19 protein-coding genes and 1 pseudogene are annotated in these 20638 nt (G+C 70.0%); 8 read left to right on the top strand and 12 right to left on the bottom strand.

The window, feature by feature from the left end; translation table 11 throughout:
* The 3 genes from ACN28I_RS44305 to ACN28I_RS44295 all read left to right on the top strand — a co-directional run bounded on the left by ACN28I_RS44305 (nucleotide 1) and on the right by ACN28I_RS44295 (nucleotide 4412).
* Nucleotides 1-1926, top strand: coding sequence for an ABC-F family ATP-binding cassette domain-containing protein (locus tag ACN28I_RS44305; protein WP_420947907.1), 1926 nt, complete (start codon nucleotides 1-3; stop codon nucleotides 1924-1926).
* 62 nt (nucleotides 1927-1988) lie between these two features.
* Nucleotides 1989-3611, top strand: a complete 1623-nt coding sequence (locus tag ACN28I_RS44300) for an ABC-F family ATP-binding cassette domain-containing protein (protein ID WP_420947906.1) — start codon at nucleotides 1989-1991, stop codon at nucleotides 3609-3611.
* A 93-nt stretch (nucleotides 3612-3704) separates the two neighbouring features.
* A complete protein-coding gene (locus tag ACN28I_RS44295) occupies nucleotides 3705-4412 on the top strand; it encodes a glutathione S-transferase family protein (protein ID WP_420947905.1) in 708 nt (235 codons plus the stop codon).
* A 30-nt stretch (nucleotides 4413-4442) separates the two neighbouring features.
* On the opposite strand, the gene ACN28I_RS44290 is transcribed toward ACN28I_RS44295, so the two are convergent.
* The 9 genes and pseudogenes from ACN28I_RS44290 to ACN28I_RS44250 all read right to left on the bottom strand — a co-directional run bounded on the left by ACN28I_RS44290 (nucleotide 4443) and on the right by ACN28I_RS44250 (nucleotide 14289).
* Complete coding sequence (locus tag ACN28I_RS44290) at nucleotides 4443-5813, bottom strand: FAD-binding oxidoreductase (protein ID WP_420947904.1); 1371 nt, start codon at nucleotides 5811-5813, stop codon at nucleotides 4443-4445.
* A 25-nt stretch (nucleotides 5814-5838) separates the two neighbouring features.
* The gene (locus ACN28I_RS44285; protein WP_420947903.1) at nucleotides 5839-6747 is read right to left on the bottom strand and encodes a hypothetical protein; all 909 of its coding nucleotides are present in this window, start codon (nucleotides 6745-6747) and stop codon (nucleotides 5839-5841) included.
* Nucleotides 6748-6833: 86 nt separating this feature from the next.
* Nucleotides 6834-8724, bottom strand: a pseudogene (locus tag ACN28I_RS44280) (OPT family oligopeptide transporter).
* 73 nt (nucleotides 8725-8797) lie between these two features.
* Nucleotides 8798-9280: an FKBP-type peptidyl-prolyl cis-trans isomerase gene (locus ACN28I_RS44275; RefSeq protein ID WP_420947902.1), complete on the bottom strand. Its 483-nt coding sequence runs from the start codon at nucleotides 9278-9280 to the stop codon at nucleotides 8798-8800.
* A gap of 78 nt (nucleotides 9281-9358) precedes the next feature.
* The gene (locus tag ACN28I_RS44270) at nucleotides 9359-10606 is read right to left on the bottom strand and encodes a dicarboxylate/amino acid:cation symporter (protein WP_420947901.1); all 1248 of its coding nucleotides are present in this window, start codon (nucleotides 10604-10606) and stop codon (nucleotides 9359-9361) included.
* A 64-nt stretch (nucleotides 10607-10670) separates the two neighbouring features.
* Nucleotides 10671-11468 carry a DNA-methyltransferase gene (locus tag ACN28I_RS44265; RefSeq protein ID WP_420947900.1) on the bottom strand — a complete coding sequence of 266 codons (798 nt, stop codon included), beginning with the start codon at nucleotides 11466-11468 and terminating at the stop codon, nucleotides 10671-10673.
* 68 nt (nucleotides 11469-11536) lie between these two features.
* A complete protein-coding gene (locus ACN28I_RS44260) occupies nucleotides 11537-11779 on the bottom strand; it encodes a hypothetical protein (protein ID WP_420947899.1) in 243 nt (80 codons plus the stop codon).
* A gap of 144 nt (nucleotides 11780-11923) precedes the next feature.
* Nucleotides 11924-13126: a TfuA-like protein gene (locus tag ACN28I_RS44255; protein ID WP_420947898.1), complete on the bottom strand. Its 1203-nt coding sequence runs from the start codon at nucleotides 13124-13126 to the stop codon at nucleotides 11924-11926.
* Nucleotides 13123-14289, bottom strand: coding sequence for a YcaO-like family protein (locus ACN28I_RS44250; protein ID WP_420947897.1), 1167 nt, complete (start codon nucleotides 14287-14289; stop codon nucleotides 13123-13125). The genes ACN28I_RS44255 and ACN28I_RS44250 overlap by 4 nt, the downstream gene beginning before the upstream one ends.
* A gap of 84 nt (nucleotides 14290-14373) precedes the next feature.
* Between ACN28I_RS44250 and ACN28I_RS44245 the strand changes: the two genes are divergently transcribed.
* Nucleotides 14374-14841, top strand: a complete 468-nt coding sequence (locus tag ACN28I_RS44245) for a peroxiredoxin (RefSeq protein ID WP_420947896.1) — start codon at nucleotides 14374-14376, stop codon at nucleotides 14839-14841.
* Here the strand turns inward: ACN28I_RS44245 and ACN28I_RS44240 are convergent.
* On the bottom strand, nucleotides 14838-15419 hold the full coding sequence (locus ACN28I_RS44240; RefSeq protein ID WP_420947895.1) for a TIGR02265 family protein: 582 nt from the start codon (nucleotides 15417-15419) through the stop codon (nucleotides 14838-14840). The two genes, ACN28I_RS44245 and ACN28I_RS44240, sit on opposite strands and share 4 nt — an antisense overlap.
* Before the next feature lie 743 nt (nucleotides 15420-16162).
* On the opposite strand from ACN28I_RS44240, the gene ACN28I_RS44235 reads away from it, so the two are divergent.
* The 3 genes from ACN28I_RS44235 to ACN28I_RS44225 are packed head-to-tail and all read left to right on the top strand — an operon-like array spanning nucleotide 16163 to nucleotide 17858.
* Entirely contained in the window at nucleotides 16163-16762 is a 600-nt protein-coding gene (locus ACN28I_RS44235) for an RNA polymerase sigma factor (protein ID WP_420948833.1), read from the top strand.
* Entirely contained in the window at nucleotides 16762-17307 is a 546-nt protein-coding gene (locus ACN28I_RS44230; RefSeq protein WP_420947894.1) for an anti-sigma factor family protein, read from the top strand. Before ACN28I_RS44235 ends, ACN28I_RS44230 begins: the two co-directional genes overlap by 1 nt.
* The gene (locus ACN28I_RS44225) at nucleotides 17307-17858 is read left to right on the top strand and encodes a hypothetical protein (protein WP_420947893.1); all 552 of its coding nucleotides are present in this window, start codon (nucleotides 17307-17309) and stop codon (nucleotides 17856-17858) included. The genes ACN28I_RS44230 and ACN28I_RS44225 overlap by 1 nt, the downstream gene beginning before the upstream one ends.
* Before the next feature lie 8 nt (nucleotides 17859-17866).
* Here the strand turns inward: ACN28I_RS44225 and ACN28I_RS44220 are convergent, their stop codons facing one another.
* The gene (locus tag ACN28I_RS44220; protein WP_420947892.1) at nucleotides 17867-18856 is read right to left on the bottom strand and encodes a 3-oxoacyl-[acyl-carrier-protein] synthase III C-terminal domain-containing protein; all 990 of its coding nucleotides are present in this window, start codon (nucleotides 18854-18856) and stop codon (nucleotides 17867-17869) included.
* A 97-nt stretch (nucleotides 18857-18953) separates the two neighbouring features.
* Here ACN28I_RS44220 and ACN28I_RS44215 point away from each other — a divergent pair, with 97 nt between their 5' ends.
* Complete coding sequence (locus tag ACN28I_RS44215; protein ID WP_420947891.1) at nucleotides 18954-19724, top strand: SGNH/GDSL hydrolase family protein; 771 nt, start codon at nucleotides 18954-18956, stop codon at nucleotides 19722-19724.
* On the opposite strand, the gene ACN28I_RS44210 is transcribed toward ACN28I_RS44215, so the two are convergent.
* Entirely contained in the window at nucleotides 19636-20451 is an 816-nt protein-coding gene (locus tag ACN28I_RS44210; RefSeq protein ID WP_420947890.1) for an alpha/beta fold hydrolase, read from the bottom strand. The genes ACN28I_RS44215 and ACN28I_RS44210 overlap by 89 nt on opposite strands.
* Nucleotides 20452-20638 lie beyond the last annotated feature (187 nt).

Raw genomic sequence — 20638 nt, 5'->3', positions numbered from 1 at the left:
TTGACCCTGCTCCGCGCCGCCGATGTCCAACTGTCCTTCGGCAGCCGTACCGTCTTCCAGGGCCTGACGCTCACCATCGAAGAAGGTGAGCGCGTGGGCCTGGTGGGAGTGAACGGCTCCGGCAAGTCCTCGCTGATGAAGATATTGGCGGGGGTGGCGCGCGCGGACGCGGGGGAGCTGCAACTGCGCCGGGGCGCCCGCGTCACCTACCTGCCGCAGGAGCCCGAGTTCGCTCCCGGCGCCACGGTGGCCTCGGAGCTGAGCGTGGCCCAGGGTCCCCTCCGGGATGCGCTGGCCACGCAGGCCGAGCTCATCCGCCGCATGGAGTCCTCCCCCGCCGACGCCCAGGGCAAGCTCATGGAGCAGCTCTCGGTGCTGTCCGACAAGATCGAGCAGCTCGGCGGCTGGGACACGGAGCACCACGCCAAGACGCTGCTGGACCGGCTGGGCGTGAAGGACTGGGACCGGCCCGTGGCCGAGCTGTCCGGCGGTCTGCGCAAGCGCGTGGCCATCGCCCGCGCGCTGCTGACGCGGCCGGACATGCTGATGCTGGACGAGCCCACCAACCACCTGGACGCGGACACGGTGGACTGGCTCGAGGAGGAGCTGGACAAGCTTCCCGGCTCGCTGCTGCTGGTGACGCACGACCGCTACTTCCTGGACGGGCTGGTGGACCGGATCGTGGAGATCCAGCCCGGAGAGGGCGTCGTCTCGTACCCGGGCAATTACGAGGCGTACGTGGAGCAGAAGCTGGTGGCGCAGGAGAACGCGTCCACCGCGCAGCACAAACGCGAGCGCTGGATTGCCCAGGAAGTGGCCTGGCTGCGCAAGGGCCCGGAGGCGCGGCGCACCAAGAGCAAGGCGCGCATCGACCGGGCTCGCAAGCTGATGGAGGAGAAGGGCTTCCAGCGGCCGAAGGTGGCGGGACTGCAGGTGATGCAGGCGCCCCGGCTGGGCCACACCGTCATCGAGGCCGAGGACGTCCGCAAGTCCTACGGCGAGCGCAACGTCCTCAAGGGCGTGAACCTGATGCTCCAGCGCGGCGAGCGCGTGGGCCTCGTGGGGCCCAATGGCGTGGGGAAGACGACCTTCCTGCGCGTGCTGCTCGGCGAGCTGCCTCCGGACTCCGGCAAGGTGGTCATCGGGAAGAACACCAAGGTCGCCTACTACGACCAGACCCGCGCCTCGTTGGATCCGGAGCAGACGGTGTACGAGGCGGCCTCGCCACGCGGGGACGACTGGGTGGAGCTGGGCGACCAGCGGGTGGCGCTGCGCGACTACCTGGATGACCTGCTCTTCCCCGTGCCCATGCAGCGCATGAAGGTGAAGGCGCTGTCGGGTGGCGAGCGCAACCGCCTGCTGCTCGCGCGGCTCTTCCTGGAGGGCGCCAACGTCCTCGTGCTGGACGAGCCGACGAACGACCTGGACATCGTCACGCTGAACATCCTCGAGGGCCTGCTGCTCAACTTCACCGGCAGCGTGCTGCTGGTGACGCACGACCGGTACTTCCTCGACAAGGTGGCCACCTCCATCCTCGCCTTCGAGGGCGACGGCAAGGTGGTGCGCTACGAGGGCAACTTCGCGATGTACCGGCGGCTGAAGGAGCAGGCCCAGGCCCGCGCCGCCGCCTCCCCCGCCCCCTCGGCGAAGAAGGCGGAGCCCGTTCCCCAGGCCGAGGCGAAGCAGGCTCGCAAGCCGGGCAAGCTTTCGTACAAGGAGCAGCGCGAGCTGGAGGGGATGGAGGCGGCCATCGAGGCCGCGGAGACGCGCAAGGCCGGGCTGGAGGCCCAGCTCGTGGATCCCAGCGTCTACTCCAGCGGCTCCAAGGCGGCCGAGGTGCAGAAGGAGCTGGACGTGACGGCGGCCGAGGTGGAGCGCCTCTACACGCGCTGGCAGGAACTCCAGAACCTGGCCGCCGGTTCCTGAGCACCAAGAAACCCAATTTGAGTGCAATACCCCTCTCCCCCTGGGAGAGGGCCTGAGGTCCCATGATTCGTCTCGACAACATCGGCAAGCAGCACGGACAGCAGATCCTCTTCGTGGAGGCGTCTGCGCAGCTCAACAAGGGCGAGAAGGTGGGCCTGGTGGGCCCCAACGGCGCGGGGAAATCCACCCTGTTCCGCATGGTGGTCCAGCGGGAGCACCCGGACGAGGGCCAGGTGTCCGTGGATCGCGGCGTCACGGTCGGCTACTTCGACCAGGACGTGGGCGAGATGTCCGGGCAGAGCGCGGTGGCGGCGGTGATGGACGGCGCGGGCCCCGTGTCCGAGGTGGCCTCCGAGCTCAAGCAGCTCGAGGCGGCCATGGCGGACCCCGACCGCATGGACGAGATGGACAAGCTCGTGGAGCGCTTCGGCGTCGTGCAGGGCCGCTACGAGGAGCTCGGCGGCTACGCGCTGGAGGGCCGGGCGCGGGAGATCCTCGCGGGCCTCGGCTTCTCCGAGGAGATGATGGACGGGGACGTGGGCGCGCTGTCCGGCGGATGGAAGATGCGCGTGGCCCTGGCCCGCATCCTCCTGATGAGTCCGGACGTGATGCTGCTCGACGAGCCGAGCAACCACCTCGACATCGAGTCGCTCATCTGGCTGGAGAACTTCCTCAAGGGGTTCGAGGGCGCGCTGCTGATGACGAGCCACGATCGCGAGTTCATGAACCGCATCGTGACGAAGATCATCGAGATCGACGGCGGCGAGCTGACGACGTACTCGGGCAACTACGAGTTCTACGAGCAGCAGCGGGCGCTCAACGAGAAGCACCAGCAGGCGCAGTACGAGCGCCAGCAGGCGATGCTCGCCAAGGAGCTGAAGTTCATCGAGCGCTTCAAGGCGCGCGCCTCGCACGCGGCCCAGGTGCAGAGCCGGGTGAAGAAGCTGGAGAAGATCGAGAAGGTGGAGCCGCCCAAGCGCCGGCAGACGCTGGTGTTCGAGTTCCAGCAGGCGCCGCGCTCGGGCGACGACGTGGCCAAGCTGGAGCGGGTGGTGAAGGGCTACGGCAAGCGCCGCATCTACAACGGCCTGGACTTCCTCGTGCGGCGCGGCGAGCGCTGGTGCGTCATGGGTGTGAACGGCGCGGGCAAGTCCACCCTGCTCAAGCTGATCGCCGGTGAGTCGAAGCCGGACGACGGCGCGGTGAGCGTCGGCGGCAGCGTGAAGATGGGCTACTTCGCCCAGCACGCCATGGAGCTGCTCAAGCAGGACCAGACGGTGTTCGACTCGCTGGCGGACAGGTTCCCGCGGGCCTCGCAGGGCTCCCTGCGCGCGCTGGCCGGGTGCTTCGGCTTCTCGGGCGATGAGATCGAGAAGAAGTGCAAGGTGCTCTCCGGAGGCGAGAAGGCCCGGCTCGTGCTGGCGCAGATGCTGTACGACCCGCCCAACTTCCTGATCCTCGACGAGCCCACCAACCACCTGGACATGGCGACGAAGCAGATGCTCATCGCGGCGCTGGCCAACTACGAGGGCACCATGCTCTTCGTGAGCCACGACCGGCACTTCCTGGGCGCGCTGTCCAACCGGGTGCTGGAGCTGACGCCCGAGGGCATCCACCAGTACGGCGGCGGCTACACCGAGTACGTGGCCCGCACCGGCCACGAGGCCCCCGGCCTGCGGAGCTGACGTTCCCCGGACATGAGGGGCGGCTCCCGCTGCTCCTCATGTCTCCCAATGGGTTCTGGACGGGCCGCGCCCTGGCATGGAGGATGCCCCCCCATGCTCACCCTCCACAAAGGCCCCGCCGCGTTCGGCGTCAACGACATCAGCCCCTTCTGTTTGAAGCTGGAGACCTATCTCCGGATGGCCGGCGTCCCCTACACGGCGAGGATGGCCGACTTCGGGAAGGCGCCCAAGGGCAAGATCCCCTTCATCGAGGAGGATGGCTCGTACCTGGGTGACTCGCAGCTCATCATCGAGCACCTCAAGCGCAAGCACGGCGACACGCTCGACGCGAAGCTCGACGCGGCGGAGATCGCCCAGGGCCACCTGGTGCGGCGGGTGCTGGAGGAAAGCGTCTACTGGCACATCATCCAGGAGCGCTGGGTCTCCCAGGAAGGGTGGCGGGTCTACAAGCCCGTCTTCGGGACCTTCTTCCCGCCCGGCGTCGGCAAGTTCGTCACGCCCATGATTCGCCGGGGGGTCACCAAGGCGGCTCATACCCAGGGCCTGGGCCGCCACCGGCCGGAGGAGGTCCTGGAGATGGGCAAGGCGGATGTCTCCGCGGTGGCGGCGGTGCTCGGCGACAAGCCGTTCCTGCTGGGTGAGAACCCCACCTCGTTCGACGCGGCGCTCTACGCGTTCATCGTGAGCATCCTCGCGTTCCCGGTGGACTCGCCGCTCCGGAAGTACACGCAGGGGCAGCAGAACCTCGTCCGCTACTGCGAGCGCGTCCAGCAGCGCTACTTCGCGGGCGGACAGAAGTAGCCCTCCCGGCGGCTGTCTGGACCCCCGTGCTCAGAGCAGTTTGCCGGGGTTGAGGATGCCCAGCGGATCCATCGCGCTCTTGATGGCGAGATGGAGCCGGTGGGTCTCGGGGCCGAGCTGCCGGGCGATGAAGGGGCGCTTGAGCGAGCCGACCCCGTGCTCCCCGGTGATGGTGCCCCCCAGCTCGAGCACCGCGTGCAGGATGTCGTCGAACGCCGCCCTCGCCCGGGCCACCGCGTCCGGGTCGTTCTGGTCGAAGACGATCGTGGGGTGCATGTTCCCGTCGCCCGCGTGGCCGAACGTCCCGATGAGCACCCCCCGCTGCCCGGCGATGCGCTCGACCTCCGCGAGCAGGTCCGGAATGCGCGAGAGCGGCACGCCCACGTCATCGAGCAGCGTCGAGCCCTGCCGCTCCAGCGCGGGAAAGGCGAACCGGCGCGCGCCCATCAGCAGCTCTCCCTCGGCCTCGTCGGAGGAGTGCGCGATGAAGGTCGCTCCGACTGCCTCGCAGATCGCCGCCATCCGGGTGGACTCCGCCACGCCCTGCTCGCCCCCGGCATCGGAGCGCGCCAGCAGGAGCGCCGCGGCGTTGACGTCCAACCCCATGGGCCTGGCGGCCTCGACGGCGCGGACGGTCGTGCGGTCCATCAACTCCAGGAGCGAGGGCCGCAGCTCGGCCATGATCTCCGTGACGGCCGCACCGGCTCCGACCAGCGTCGGGAACGAGGCCACCAGCGTGGTGGCCCGGGGCGGACGCGGCCGCAGCTTCAGCGTGGCCTCGGTGATGATGCCGAGCGTGCCCTCGGAGCCGACGAACAGCCGGGAGAGGTCATAACCGGCGACGTTCTTGACCATGCGGCCACCGGTCCGGACGACGGAGCCATCGGCGAGGACGGCCTCGAGCCCGAGCACGGCATCCCCGGTCACGCCGTACTTCACACAGCACAGACCACCGGCATTGGTCGCGAGGTTGCCGCCGAGGGTCGAGAACTCCCAGCTCGCGGGGTCCGGCGCGTACCAGAGCCCCACCTCCGCCGCGGCCGCCTTCAGGGCGCCGTTGATGACTCCCGGTTGGACGACGGCGTACAGGCCTCGCCGGTCGAGCTCCAGGATGCGGTTCATCCGCGTGAGCGAGAGCACGATGCAGCCGTCCACGGCGTTGGCGCCGCCGGACAGCCCCGAGCCCGCGCCACGCGGGACCACGGGCACGCGGAGGGCCGAGGCCACCCGGAGCACGGCCTGGACCTTGGCCGTGGAGCCAGGACGGACGAGGACACGCGGGGAGCCCGCTGGAGCCCACCCCGCCTGGTCCCGGCGGTGGGACTCGAGAACATCGGAATCGGTGACGAGTGCCTCGGGCGGCAGGACGGCCGCGAGCTCACGCAACAGGTCCACGCTCATTCCGCTCTTACCCAGGAGCGCCAGGTCACGCGGACTCGAAGAGTTCCTGCACGGACTGCACGGACATCGCCTTGAGGAGCCAGCGCTCGAGTTGCGCGAGGTCCGTACAGGCGGCAATGCGCTGGCGGGCCTGCTCATCCACCTGGAGGCCCCGGGCTTCGAGGACCTTCAGCAGCGCTGTCACTTCTCCCTCCTGCCGGCCCTCCTGCCGACCCTCCTGCCGGCCCTCCTGCCGGCCCTCCTGCCGGCCTTGAGCAAGGTAGCGCCGGGCGAACTCGCTCTGGTACTCGTAGGTGCCACCGCGCATCAGTGCCTCCAAGGCCGTGCGTGCCGCGTCGTTCAACGAGCACATCACCAAATCAAAATAGAAGCGCGCCCGCTCGTCATCAACCCCCAGCAGCCCGGGCAGCACCGCCTCCGCGATGGCGGCTCCCTTCTCACCCTGCCCGTGTGCCATGGCGGACAACACCGCCAACTCCACCGCCTCGCGCGCCTGCTCGGGCCGGGTAATCACCGGAATGCGCTCCGGGCCCGCCACGCAGGGCCTCAGCACGAAGCCCGGGTGGCCCATCTCCATCGGCTGCCCGCCCCAGCGGGCCACCGCGGCGTCTGGTGCCACCACCAGCAGCACCGTGGGGCACCTCAACCTCGCCCTCATGTGCGTGAGGTACACCGGCCACGTGTACCGCTTCTCCTCGTCCGGCGAGAGCTGCACCTCCACCACGATGGCGAAGCGAGGCGTGTCCTCCCACAGCAGCACCACCAGATCCGCCCGGTACTCGGTGGGCACCACCTGGGTCAGCTCCGCGGACTCCGCCCGGGCTTCCGCGTAGGCGGGCAGCTCGACACCGAGCGCGTCCCGCAGCAACTCGGCCGCCAGGGCCGGGCGGTTGCGGAACAACTCCAGGAGGGCCTCGTGCCGGAGGGAGGGCATGCGGCAGCGAATGTGACTCGATAAGTCACATCGCTGTCAAGCCCATGGTTGACTCAAGAAGTAGTGCCCAGGCCCTCCACGAGGGCCTACTTGGGCATCATTCCAAAGGCCTTGAGCATCGCCACGGCAATGCCCATGAGGCTCTCACCGGCGATGAAGCCCGAGCTCACCGGGAGCACCGTGGCCTCGGCCAGCTTCGCCTTCTTGCGGCGCAGCACCTTGGCGATGGCCGCGCCGATGAAGAAGCTGATGGAGCTTCGCCCCGGGAATCACGATGGCCAACCCCAGGCCCGCCGACGAGGGAATGAAGGGCTTGGCCTTCTTCGGCGCCCAGCGCTCCAGCAGCACCAGCGCCACGCCCAGCGCCAGGCCACACAGGGCTCCAATCCGCGCCGACATGTGCAGCGAGCTCACCCCGTTGACGAGCATCTTCGACACACCGGCCCACACCAGCGAGGACGGCGCGGGGAACTCCTCGGTGCCCAGCACGTCCGCGCTCGGCACCAGCAGGTTGAAGGCCGGCACCACCACGGCGGCCCCGGCCAGCACGCCGAAGAGCTGCCCGAAGAACTGCTTGCGCGGGTTGGCGCCCAGCAACCAGCCCGTCTTGAGGTTCGTGAGCAGGTCCGCCGAGTGCAGCCCCACGCCGCCCGTGGCGTTGGCGCTCATCACGTTGGCCGCGAGGTTGCCGGGCAGGATGGCTCCGTAGAGGAGCTGCGTCACCGGCCCGAGCGCCTTGGTGGGCGTGGTGTCCGTCTCTCCCGTGACGCGCGCGGCGATGACGCCCATCACCACCGACAGCGGCAGGGCGATGACACCCGCCCACCACGGAATCTGGAAGAGGTACATCATCAGCCCCACCACCACCGGACCCAGCACCAGGAAGCCCAGGGGGAACCAGGTGGGCGGGCACTCCACCTCGGCGAGCGGATCCTTCTCCTCCTCGGTGTTCTTCCCGAAGAGCCCCGAGAGCGCCTTGAACGACTTCGCCACGCTGCGCCACTGGAAGGCGAAGGACAGCAGGCCCGAGGACACCAGCACCGAGGCCCCCGTCCACAGCGCCCAGCCATTGATGGCCTTGTACGTCACCTCGGGGATGACGCCACGGCTCACCATCTCCGGGGCGAGGAAGCCGTAGGTGAAGATGGCGCCCAGCAGCATGGACCAGCCCGTCTTGAAGCTCACCAGCGCCCCGGCGCCAATCAGCAGCAGGCTCAGGTCCAGCGAGAGCGTCCACGCCCCCGCCGGCTTGCCGCCGATGGTGAAGGGCAGGCTCAGCTTCGAGGGCAGGTTCCACCCCAGCCACGAGGCCCTGCCGTCCCGCCAGAACGCGATGACGGCCCCCACCAGGCCCGCGAGTCCCAGGTAGCGCGCCTTGCCGCGCGAGCTCTCGTCATTGCCGTGGAGCGCCTGGAGCGTCTCGGCGGTAGCCGTACCCGTTGGAAACGGGAGCTGCTCGATGTTGACGAGCTGGCGCTTGATGGGGATGGCCGCGAAGACGCCCATGGCGGAGATCACCGCGAACCAGGCCACCAGCCATCCCGCGGACGGCAGCGACCCGGTGAGCATCAGCAGGGCGGGCACGGCCGCCATGTTGCCCCCGCCCGTCATGTACCCCGCTCCCGAGGCCACCGAGCCCACCGCGTTGTTCTCCAGCGCCGTCACTTCCGTCTTCACCAGCCCCACGGCCCGCAGCGCGCCGAAGGCGGCGAAGGACAGCACACAGGCCGTGATGGTGACGCCCAGGCTCCAGCCCGTCTTGAGGATGACGTACAGGTTGGACAGGCACATCACCGCGCCAATCAGCATGCCCGCGATGACGGCGCGCACGGTGAGCTGGTTCTCGGCCCCCTTGTAGACGTTCTGCAACCAGTACCGCTCGGGATCCTGGGCGGCGGTCTTGGAGTCCTTCGTGGGCGACTCCAGCTCGGGAGGGAGCCGGAGCTGTTGGGGAGAGGGCGTGGCGGGCTGGCTCATGGGGGGTGGAAGATACCGGAACACCCCCTACCCCACGAGTGGGTATTGCTTCCGGAGCGGCCCGGCCACCCGCTCAGTGCGCGCCGCCCGGCCCGTGAGCGTGGCCGTGCTCCTTCTCCTCGTCCGTGGCCGCGCGCACTTCACGCACGGTGATGTCGAAGTGGAGCGTCTTGCCCGCCATCGGGTGGTTGAGGTCCACCACCACCTTGTCGCCCTTCAGCTCGCGAATGGTGATGGGGATGACGTCCCCGTCCGCCGTCTGCGCGCTGATGGTCAGGCCCGCCTGGAGGTTGGCGTTCGGGGGGAACATCTCGCGGGGCACTTCCTGGAGGCCGCGCGGATCATGCTCGCCGTAGCCCTGGGCAGGAGACACCACCACCTTCTTGGACTCTCCGGCGGACATGCCCTCCAACTGCCCCTCCAGGCCCGGGACGATCTGCCCCCGGCCATGCATGTAGGCGAGCGGCTGCCCGGGCTCACTCTCGTCCACCACCTGTCCGTCCCCGAGGTGCAACCGGTACTCCAACGAGACCACACTGTCCTTGGACACCTTCATCGTGGGCTGCTCCTTCTGTCCTACGGGTATGGGGACGGGGATGTAGCGGGGGCAAGCAAGCCGTGCTCCCCCGATTGCTCAGGAGGAGGACGAGCCGGACTCCCCCCGGGCCACGTAGACGGCGGCGGCCAGGTCCCCCGTCACGTTGAGCGTGGTGCGGCACATGTCGAGGAAACGGTCCACGCCCAGCACCAGCGCGAGCCCCTCGGGGGGAATCTTGAACATGCCCAGAATCATGGCGATGACGGGGATGGAGCCGGCCGGGACGCCCGCGGTGCCGATTCCCGCCAGTACGCAGATGAACATGATGACGGCCTGGTCCGGCAGGCTCAGTTGCACGCCGAACACCTGCGCCAGGAAGAGCACGGTGACGCCCTCGAAGAGCGCGGTGCCGTTCTGGTTCATCGCCGAGCCGGCGGTGAGGACGAAGCGCGCCACGTTGCGCGGCAGCTTGAGGTTCTCCTCGGCCACCTTGAGCGCGGTGGGCAGCGTGGCGCTGGAGGAGGCCGTGGAGAAGGCGGTGACGATGGCCAGCCGGCAGTCGCGGAAGAAGGCCACCGGGTTGCGCCCGCCGAGGAAGCGCACCGACAGCGAGTACACGACGAACATGTGCAGCCCGAGCGCCAGCAGCACCACGCCCACGTAGGACGCCACCTGCATCAGCACGCTCATGCCCAGGCGCGCCATCATGCTGAAGAGCAGCGCTCCCACGCCGATGGGCGCCAGCTTCAGCACCCCATCGATGAGCTTCATCATCACGTCATACAGGCCCTGGACGGTGTCGCGGAGCCGCTTCGCCGCCGGGGTGTCCGTGAGCGCCAGCCCCAGGCCGAAGAGGAGCGAGAAGACGATGAGGGCGATCATGTCCCCCTCCGCCGCCGCCTTCACCGGGTTGTTGGGCACCATGGCGGCGATCAGCGAGGGCACCGAGGTGCTGCTCGGCGCGGGGGCCGCCTGCACCGAGGTGCCCTTCATGGCCAGCGCGCGGGCCTCGTCGCTCAGCCCATCGCCCGGCCTGAGCGTGTTGACCAGCAGCAGCCCGATGAACACCGCGATGCTGGAGACGACCACCGTGTAGCCCAGGGTCCGCAGGCCCAGCCGGCCCACCTGCTTCAGGTCCAGCTCGCACACGCCCATCACCAGCGCGGAAAAGAGCAGCGGCACCACCAGCATCAGCAGCAGCCGGAGGAAGAGCTGCCCCACCAGCCCGGTGATGTTCGTCACCACCCACTCGAGCCAGGGCGCCCCCCCCGCCAGGAGGTTGGCGGCGATGCCCGCCACGGTGCCGATGCCAATGCCCAGGAGCATCTTCTGGTGCTGCTTCATCCGGGTGCCTCGTGTGGGGTGCTGGGGAGAAGACGCCCTGGCGACAGGCGGGAGGGGGCGCAGCCTACCGGCGATTCCCCGTGGCGGACACATCTGCATCGGCGGGGGCCGGCTCCGGCCGCACTCCCGCGCCCCGGGCCAGCTCATCCGCCGTCTCACGCAGCCGGCGGCTCACCCGCTCGGCCCACTCGGGCTCCACCTCCAGGCACGCCGCCTTGCGCCCCAGCCGCAGCGCCGCCGACGGCATGGAGCCACTGCCCGCGAACGGGTCCAACACCCAGTCCCCCGGCCGGCTCCAGGTGCGCACCAGCGGCTCCAGCACGGAGAAGGGTTTGTGGTGGGGGTGGTTGCCCCAGCGCGCCGCCTCGGCGTCGTCGTCGTAGCCGCCCACCACCGCCCAGACGGTGGGCAGCTCACCCGGCCCCAACGCGGGCGCGGGCGTGCGCGAGAGCACCAGCGCCACCTCGTAGACGCGCAGCAACTGCTCGTTGGCGTTCTTGTCCGTGGTGCGCTTGCCCCAGACGTACTCGCCCCGGAAGTGGCTGAAGCCCAGGGAGCGCGCCACCGCGAGGATGGGCTCCTTGCCCAGCAGGTTCGTCCAGATGGCCAGCGTGGCGTCCGGCGCCAGGTGCGCCACCGCGCGCGTCATCCACTCCTCGGTGAAGACGCGGTAGTCGCGCACCGTCTCGAAACGCACGATGGGGTTGCGATCGATCTTCTTGTTCGCCCGGGGCTCTCGCAGGTCTCCCCCCTTGCGCCGCCGCGTGAGCAGGCAATAGGGCGGATCCGTGTGCAGGAAGGTGGCCTTCGCCTCTCCCAGCACGGCCCGGTAACCGCCGGGCTCCCGCGCATCGGCCCGCACGCAGCGGAAGGACTCGAAGCTCTTCGTGAGAATTCATCCGGCGCGCACCCTACCCCAGCCGCCCCGTTTCACCACCGCGCCTCGGGAGGCACCGCCCGCGTGACGGCCAGGATGTCCCCCACCGACACCCGCTCGTGCGACTTGAAGACGGCGAAGTCGTCCCCCTGCTCGGTCACCACGTCCAGCACCTCGTCGATGAAGGCCTCGCCCTCGCGCAACTGGACCGCCACCGGCCGGTGCCGCAGGACGGCCTCCTCGAGCACGTCGATGAAGTCACAGCGGCCCACCTCGTCCTGGCATATCCGCGTCATCGTCTCGCCGCCTCCGGCGCGCACTCCCCTCGCGCCGTGCCCCTCAAACGTAACGATTCCCCGGGGCCCCGCCCACCAGGAATGACCCCGGGCCTGTCCGGAGCACACCCCTGGCCGCCATCCGCCTCCCCGCCCGCTCCCAGCTCACCGCTTGCGCCGACGTGGCTTCGGAGGCGGCTGCGGAGCCCCGAGCCGCCGGGCCTCCTCCCCCCAGCGTCCCCTCAGGCGCGCCTCCGTGGCGAGCGCCTCGTCCCACGAGGGCCCGTCCGGCAGCACCCGCGACGCGTGCTCGAGCATGAGCTGCTCCAGGGCCCGCTCCTCGCACAGCCGCCGCACCTCGTGCGCGTCCAGGCCGCAGGTGGCGAGGTACGCCTCGCGCTCCCGCGGCGGCAGGCCCAGGCCCTCCCACCACTCCGCCTCGGCCTGCGCCACCTCCTCGGCCGTGGGAAGCAGGCCGAGCGACCGCGCCTGGCCCGCGAGCAGCGCCCGCCGCAGGCCCGCCTCCGCCAGCTCCCTCGCGTCGGGGGCGGCGCGCAACTCCGAGAGCACCTCCTCCGAGGACACGAGGGCCTCCTCCGTCACGCACAGGCCCTCCACGAGGCGGCGGCGGCGCACGTACGACGAGGGGGGCGCCCGGCCCGTCCGCGTTCTCACGGGGAGGCGTGCTCCCGAGGCGAGGAAGGCCGAGGCGGCCTGGAGGCAGGCGCGGGCATCCTCGCGTTTGAGATCCTCGAAGCCCCCGGCGGCCCACGCGTCCCACTTCGCCCGGGTGTCCGGACGCCACGCCTCGCCCACGGCCGCCAGCATCCGGGGCCAGGTTCTATCCTGGTAGAAGAGCGCCGCCGCCGCGTCCACCAGCGCCTGGGCCTCGCGAGGCGCCAGCACGCGCGCTTCCTGCGCCTTGCGGGCCGCGTGACGCACGTTGACGAGCGGCACCGTGAGGGGCCGGAAGCCGTGCTCCTCGTCCGCGTGGAGCAGCGCCACCTCGGCGTCATCCACCAGCTCGCCCCGGCGGTACGCCTCGAAGATGTGGCCCACGCCGACCACGCCGTGCACCGCGAGCTCCGCCGCGCGCAGCGCGCCCATGCTGCCTCCGCCGAACACCGCCACCCCGGCATCCAGCGCCGCCAGCAGCTCGTGGTGCCAGACGGAGGGCTGCGCCTCGAAGACGCCGTCCACCAGGGCAATGGCCCTCGGACGCAGCGAGAGGGCGCGCCACACATCCCCCTGGCGGGCAGGAGGCAGCACCCGGCAGGGCGCCAGGGCCCGGGCCTCTTCCTCCGGCATCGAGGGGCCGAGGAAGACGATGAGGTCTTCGGGACGGAAGGGGGCTGAACGTCGTTTCACAGCAGCTCCGAGACGCGCAGGCCCGGCACCACCACGCGCACCACGTGGAGTCCGGGGAGAGGGGCTTCCAGCTCGACGGCGGCGGCCCGGCGGAAGCCCGCCTTGCCGAGCCGGACCAGCACTTCGCGCACCGCTTCCTCCGGCGAGGACACCTCATCGGAGACATCGGGCATGGACTCCACGGCCCGCCGCGGGCGGACCTGCGCACAGGCGGCCGCCAGGGCCAGGGTGGCCTCGCGGTCTCCCGCGGCCACGTCCTCGCGCGCACCGTGGATGTCCGTCAGGCGGGACTGGGCCGCCTCCAGCAGGGCGCCGAGCAGGGCCTGGTCCTTTCCCAGTCCGCAGGCGTACCCGGCCGCCAGGGGCACCGGCCCCTCCTCGCGGTCCACGAGCAGCGCCCCGCCCACGGGCAGGTCCGCGGCACCGCGCGTCCGCTCGGGGGGCGTGAGATCGAAGAGGTGGACGGCGAAGCCCCGCTCCTCCAGGGCCCGCACGAGCGCCGCCGTCCGGGGCGCGCCCTGCTCGAGTCCTCCGGGGCGCAGCATGCGCGTGCGGAGCACCTCCTCCGACCAGCCGTCCGGGAGGATGCGCGCGAGCTGGTCCCGCTCCGTGGCCTCCAGCAGCGCATGCAGGAGCGCCCGGGCCCGCTCGGGGTGCGCGCCCGAGCCGTTGCTCGTCCACTGCACGCTCACCGGGCCGAGCGCCGGAGCCCCCGAGGGCGGGCAGTACACCCCCTGCGCGAGGACGAGCACGGATTGCCCGGACTGCAGCTCGGTGGCCTCGCACCACGCATAGCGCATCTCGCGGCTCCACAGCCGGGAGATGACCACGCCGCCCCGGGTGCCCAGTTCCTCGGCGCCCCAGACGGCACGCCCCCGGGCCTCCAGCCCATCCATCGAGCCCCAGACGAGCCGCTCCAGGGGGACGTTCTCCGCGGCCCACAGCTCGGCCGTCTCCAGGAGGGCCCCGGCCGACGCGGCCTGGAAATCCAGGCCCTTGCCATTGCACACCTGGAGCACGTAGCCGCCTGGACGCACCGCGGCAGCCACCTCCACCCCGGCCCGGTCCAACCCGGTCACCCGTGCCACCCGGGTGACGCCGAGTCCTCGGGCGAGAGGGTCAAGAAAGGAGGACGTCAACGGAACTGCGGTCGGGAGGGCCACGGGAGAGGCTCTGTGTTGGGTGAGCGAGGGCTTATCGGCGGGAAGCATGCTAGGGGAGTCCGGCGTCAGGAGGCCGAAAAGAAGATGCTCGACGTGGGACAATCCGCCCCGGACTTCACCGGCACCGACTGTTGGGGACGCACCTTCTCGCTCTCAGCCCTGAGAGGCCGCCGGGTGGTGCTCTTCTTCTTCCCCAAGGCCTTCACCATCGGCTGCACCGAGGAGACGCGCCACTTCCGGGACAACCACGAGCGGATTCAGGCGCTCGGCGCGGAGTTGGTGGGCGTGTCGGTGGACACGGTGAAGACGCAGTGCGAGTTCGCCGAGAAGGAGGACATCCACTTCTCGTTGCTGGGTGACGAGGGGCGCACCATCAGCAAGGCGTATGACGTGCTCTGGCCCGTGCTGAACGTGGACCGGCGTGTCACCTACATCATCGGCCCGGACGGCCGGGTCGAGTCCGTCATCCGCCACGAGATGCGCGTCTACAAGCACCTGGACGACGTGCTGCGCTACCTGAGCGAGCACCCGCTGCCGGCGGCGGGCGCCTAGGCCTCCCAGGCGCAGTGGTACTCGCAGTGACCGTTGCCGCGGGCGCGGCATTTGGAGTGCTGGATGCGCACGTCGCGGCCACCGCTCATCTCGATGGCGCGCTCGTACCAGCCGATGATGGTGAAACAGTCGGCCTCGGTGACACTCTCGGCGCCCACGGTGCGCAGCACGCCACCGCGCGGCCCTGTCTTCTCGTAGGAGCGGTTCCCCACCGCGTAATAGAGGCGGTAGATCTCCGGCGCGTGGCTGAGGAGGAAGTGCGGATCCCCCTTGCGGATGAACACGTGGTGGGGGCCGTTGAGGTTCTCCTCGGCGGAGGCGCGGCCCATCTCGACGAAGGCCTTGTCGCGGTCCCTGGGCGAGAGCGCATCGGCGATGGCCATGTCGAGGCGGAGGTTGAGTTCCAGGGGGTACCAGCCGATGGGCATGATGACGCCCTCGAGAACCTTGCGATCGGCGGGAGGCAGCCGCTGGAGCACCTGTTGGAGACGCCCTGCCCCGCCCTGCTTCCTCAGCAGATTGATGCGGGTGATGAGCACACTTCCCTTGATGCGTGCGGCCGCGTTTTCCGTTGCCATGATGCGAACCCCCCGGTGAGCCCCTCCATTGTGACAGCCGGAGGATGGGGGCGGCAACCTGCCCGGGGGCGACCTCCGGAGTGGAGCAGGCAGGCGAGCCCGATGCATGAGCGAGGTCAGTGTGTCGGGAAGCTCTTGCAGGCGCTTCTCGAGATCCTCGCCGAGGTCCGTCGGCCGGCGCAGCACCGCGGCCATCATGACCACCGCGCCCGCCGTGAGCTCGTCTTGGGCATTCAGCCTGCGAAACCCCTCTTGCATGTCCGCGAGCATCCGCCGGAAGTCCTCGCGCAGATGCAGTACCTCCCCGCCCAATTTTTGAACCTCCCCGCCCAGTCGCTGAACCTCCCCGCCCAATTTTTGAACCTCCCCGCCCAGTCGCTGAACCTCCCCGCCCAGTCGCTGGACCTCCCCACCCAGTCGCGCTTCCAGCCCGTCCATGCGCGCTTCGAACCTGTCCATCCGGACACCCAGACCCTGAACGGCATTCAGGATCTGCGTGCCAATGTCGCCCCCGATCATCTCTGCCATCTGCACACTCCTCGCCCACCCGGGCAGTCCGTGAGCCCCCAGACCCACGCCGCACAGAATAGCGGAACACCCCGGCGATGCGAACCTTTTTCTAACCTCTCAAGTAGGGTGCTCCTCCCTACTTCCCAGAACGACATCGGGGTACCTGGACGTCCGCCGAAAAAACCCCCTTTAACTTTTCGCCGGCTCCGGGGTTTGTAGGAGGCGTGAAGGCCCTGGAGACATCCCCGGCGCTGGCGGAGGCCGCCACCGAGCCGAGTGACGAGGCGCTCTGCCGTGCCTTCCTGGCCGGTGACGAGGCGGCCTTCGGCACGCTGGTGGAGCGGCACCGGGCCCTCATCTTCTCCCTCCTGCGGCGCTACACGGCCCGGCCCGAGGACGCGGCGGACCTCGCCCAGCAGGCCTTCCTGCGAGCCCTGGAAGCCTCGCGCCGTGTCTTCTCGCGCTGGAGCCCCTCGGGCCCCGCTCCCTTCCGGGCCTGGCTCATCCGCATCGCGCTCAACCTGGCGAAGAACCATGCCCGCCAGGGAAGGCGCTGGCTCCGGGCCGTGCACCAGCCAGAGCCCGAGGCCCCGGAAGAGTCCGCGCAAGAGGCGCTGGAGAGGAGCGAGCGGGAGCAACAGGTCCGTGCGGCGGTGCTCACCCTGCCCCGCCGCCAGCGCGAGGTGCTGACGCTCCGGGTGGACGGTGGGTTGGGCTTCCGGGAGATCGCCGAGACGCTCGGCATCACCGAGACGAACGCGAAGGTGAACTTTCATCACGCCGTGAAGCGCCTCCGGGCGCAGGTGGCGGAGTTGCCCGGGGAGGAACGCTGATGGCGCCGTGCCAGGACCAAGACGAGCTGCTGACCCTCTTCGCCGCGGGAGCGCTGGAGCCCGAGGAGGAGGCGCGGGTGCGCGCGCACCTGGACGCCTGTGCCGCATGCCGCTCGGAGGCGGAGGCGAATCACGAGGTCCTCGGCCTGGCCGCGCTCCCCCCTCCGTCCGCGCGGGAGCAGGCCGTGATGGCGGCATTGCCTCGGACGACGCCAGGCGCCTGGCGCGGGGCACAGGTCCAACAGGCGGCGCGGATGCGGACCGCCGGAGCGCTGATGGCGGCGGCCGCCGTGGTGCTGCTGGTGCTGGGGCCCGTCATGCAACGCCGTGCGGCCACGCCTCCCCCGTCCACCGCCCAGGTGGAACCCGCCACCCGCCCGCCCGAGGAGGACGCCTTCACGCTGGAGCAGTGGGCGCTGGCGGACCCGCTGGCCGACGCGCTCGACCTGGCCGAGGCGGACCTGGAGGAGCTCGAGTCCGACGAGTTCCTGGACTCCGAGCTGGACGATGTCTTCGTGTACCCGAACCCTGGAGAGTCGCTGTGATGAAGCCGTTTCGACTGGCGGTGCTGACCCTGAGCCTGCTTCCCCTGGTGTCGCTGGCCCAGACGCCGGAGGCGAAGGAAGCCGTGGAGCGGGCGGAGCGACAGACACGCCTGATGCGGGTGGTGGGACTGGCCGAGGAGCTGGAGCTGCAGGAGTCCCAGGCGCTGAAGATGGCGGACACGATGCGCCAGTTCGACGAGCGCCGGCGGCCCCTGCTCGAGCAGGTGCAGGAGTCCGCGCGGGTGCTGAGGCAGGCGGCGCGGGGAGACACACAGTCCCAGGCGCAGGTGGACCAGGCCGTCCAGCGGGTGTTCGACGCGCGGACGCAGCTCACGGCGTTGGACCGTGACATGTACCAGGCACTCGCCAAGGACCTGCCGCCGCAGAAGCGGGCGCAACTGGCCATCTTCATGGCCCGGCAGGACGGGAAGATGAAGATGGAGAAGATTCTGAGGAAGGCCGAGCGGGAGGGCCGGCGCGAGGAGCGCGAGAAGCGGAGGCAGGAGCGCATGCAGCGGATGCAGCAACGCCTCCAGGAGCGCGGCCCGTAGCGCCCGCCCTACACGCGCACCAGGAGCGCCACCTGGTGCGCGCCGATGCCGATACCGAAGAGCACGAGGTACTTCGTGCGCAGCTCGCGGTGGTGGCGGGCCAGGGTGACGGGGATGGAGGCAATCACCATGTTGCCGCAGTCCTCGAGCGTGTGCAGGTACTCGCGCGGGCGGATCTTCTCGTTCCAGTGGTCCAGCAGCTTGCGCGTGGCCTGGTGTGACACGAGGGTGATGTCGTCCCCGGTGAGGCCGTGCTTGCGCAGCAGCCGCTCGACGAGCCTCGGCGGGCCCTCCATGCCGGTGTTCAGGAAGGCCTGCACGCCCCGGGAGGGCTCGAGCCCGTACACGGGGGTCTGGAAGCCGGACTCGGGGCGGGAGCGCATCGTCATGGCCCCGTACTCGTCACTGAAGGTGTCCGCGGCGTAGTCCACCAGGACGAGCCGCTCCCCGGCGCCGAGCACGGCCGCGCCCGCTCCATCCCCGATGCCGAAGGCGTGGCCCTGCGCGTAGTCCACGTTGCGCGTCCACCCCGCCCCCACCGTCACGAGCGCCCGCTCCGAGTGCCCCGCCAGCATCGCCTCCCAGGCCAGCACCGTGCCCATGACGAAGTTGCCGAAGTCGGCCTGCACCGGCACCACCAGCGCGTGCGAGCCCAGTCCTACCTCCCGGTGCACCTGGTACAGCGCGTTGGGTGAGACGAACTCGGACACGGAGACGTAGCCGTAGAGCCGGTCCACCTGCTCCGGCCGCACGCCCGCGTCCTCCAGCGCCGCACGCCCCGCCTTCGCCGTGAGGGAGGCCAGCGACTCGTCCGGGCCGAGGCACCGGTGCTCCCGGTTGCCGTAGAAGAGCGAGGCCTCGGACAGCCCCTGCGCCCGGGCGGCCTCGCGGATGCGATCGAAGATGGGGTCGGCACTGGTGCGGACCCGCTCCGGCAGCGCCGAGCCAAGTCCCAGGAAGGCAATCGACGGACGTGTCATCGCACCGGAATAGAGCACATCCGGCCCTCCGTCCGGGGGCTCCACTTTCCGCCAGCGGAGCGGGCAGGCAAACGACCCTGCGAAGCCGGCTCCTGGCCGCTATGGAGAGTCCCTCATGAGCGCACTCTCCCTGAGATACGTGGCCCTGGGTGACTCCTCCGCCGTCGGAGTGGGCTCGCGCAGTGGTGGCTACGTCGAACACCTCTTCCAACGCCTGCGCCGCACCCGCCCGGGTGTGGGCCTGCTCAACCTCGGCGTGAGCGGCGCCACCAGCGCCACCGTCCTCTCCGGACAGCTCCCCAAGGCCACCCGCTCCCGCCCCCACGTGGTGACCCTCGCGGTGGGCATCAATGACCTGTGGCGCGGCGTGGAGCCCGACCAGTTCGAGTCCAACCTCGACCAGCTCGCACGCGGCCTCGTGGCCACGGGCGCCCCGGTGGTGCTGGCCAACCTGCCGGACATGTCGCTCGCCCCCATCGCGCGGCTGGCGACGCACTTCCTGCCCGTCCAGCTCATCTCCGAGCGCATCGCCTCCTTCAACGAGGCGGTGGCCCGCGTGGTGGCCCGCCATCGCCTCCACGGCGTGGACCTCCACGGCCCCAGCCTCCAGGAGCTGCCGGGCAGCACCGACTACTTCTGCGGCGATGGCTTCCACCCCTCGGACACGGGCTACCAGCGCATGGCCGAGCACTTCTGGCCCGTCCTGCTCCAGGCCGCCGAGGCTCGGCGCCAGCACCACGCAGGCCACCGGCTGACACCTCGCGGGCCGGTTCGAAAGGTGGGGGACGGCCCGAGCTTCATGCCGCCGCGGCGTGGAGGTAGCTGTCGATGGCGCGGTTCACCGCCTCGGGCGCGCTCAGGTGGGGCAGGTGCCCGCTCGCGTTGATGGTGGTCATCCTCGCGAGCGGGATGCGCCTCGCCATGTACTCACCCACCGGGTTGGGGACGGCGAGATCCTCCCCGGAGTGGATGATGAGCGTGGGCACCTTCAGGCGCGGCAGATCCAACCGGTGGTCGTACTGGAAGATCATCCGGGCGATGGCCAGGGCGATGTCCGGCCGCATGGAGGACAGGGTGCGGGCGAACTCCTGGCCCAGCTCGGGCCGCTCGGGGTTGCCCATGGCCAGGGGCGCGAAGCCGCTCGCCCAGGCGTAATAGCTGGAGGACATGGCGGCGAAGAACGCGTCGAGCTCCGCCCGGGTGAAGCCCCCCACGTAGCCCGACTCCGGATCGTCGAGCAGCCGGGGCGTCGACTTGACGAAGACGAGCTGGCGGAAGCGCCGGGGCTCCACCATCGCCGCCAGCGTGCCCACCATGCCACTGAAGGAGTGGCCCACGAAGATGATGTCGGAGAGCTTCAGCTCCTCACACAGCTCGAGGAGATCCTCGGCGTAGGCGTGGACACCGCTGTAGCGGTGCGGGCTGTAGGCGTTGAAGTCGGATCCGCCGCACCCCACATGGTCGAAGAGGATGATGCGGTAGCGGTCCTGGAAGGCCTTCACCTGATGCCGCCAGGCGCTCTGCTCGGAACCGAAGCCATGGGCGAAGATGAGGGTGTCCGGGCCGTTGCCGAGCACCTGCACGTTGTTGCGCTTCCGGATCGCCTGGCCCATGACGCTCACACTCCTATCGAGATGCTGAGTGTCGATCGTGCCAGCACCGCGTTCTCCCATCTGTCGCAACTACCGGTGGAAACGCGGATTGCAGGGTGGAACACCGCCGTTCAGGGTTTGTCCGTCTTTCAACCAACATCCCCGCGGGCCGGCACACATCTACCCCCGGCGCATCTCTATCGTCACC

The organism is Archangium gephyra, assembly GCF_049060025.1.
In the GTDB taxonomy this organism is placed as follows: domain Bacteria; phylum Myxococcota; class Myxococcia; order Myxococcales; family Myxococcaceae; genus Archangium; species Archangium gephyra_A.
Note: the sequence above shows the minus strand (reverse complement) of the source record. Positions and strands in the feature narration are given on the sequence as shown.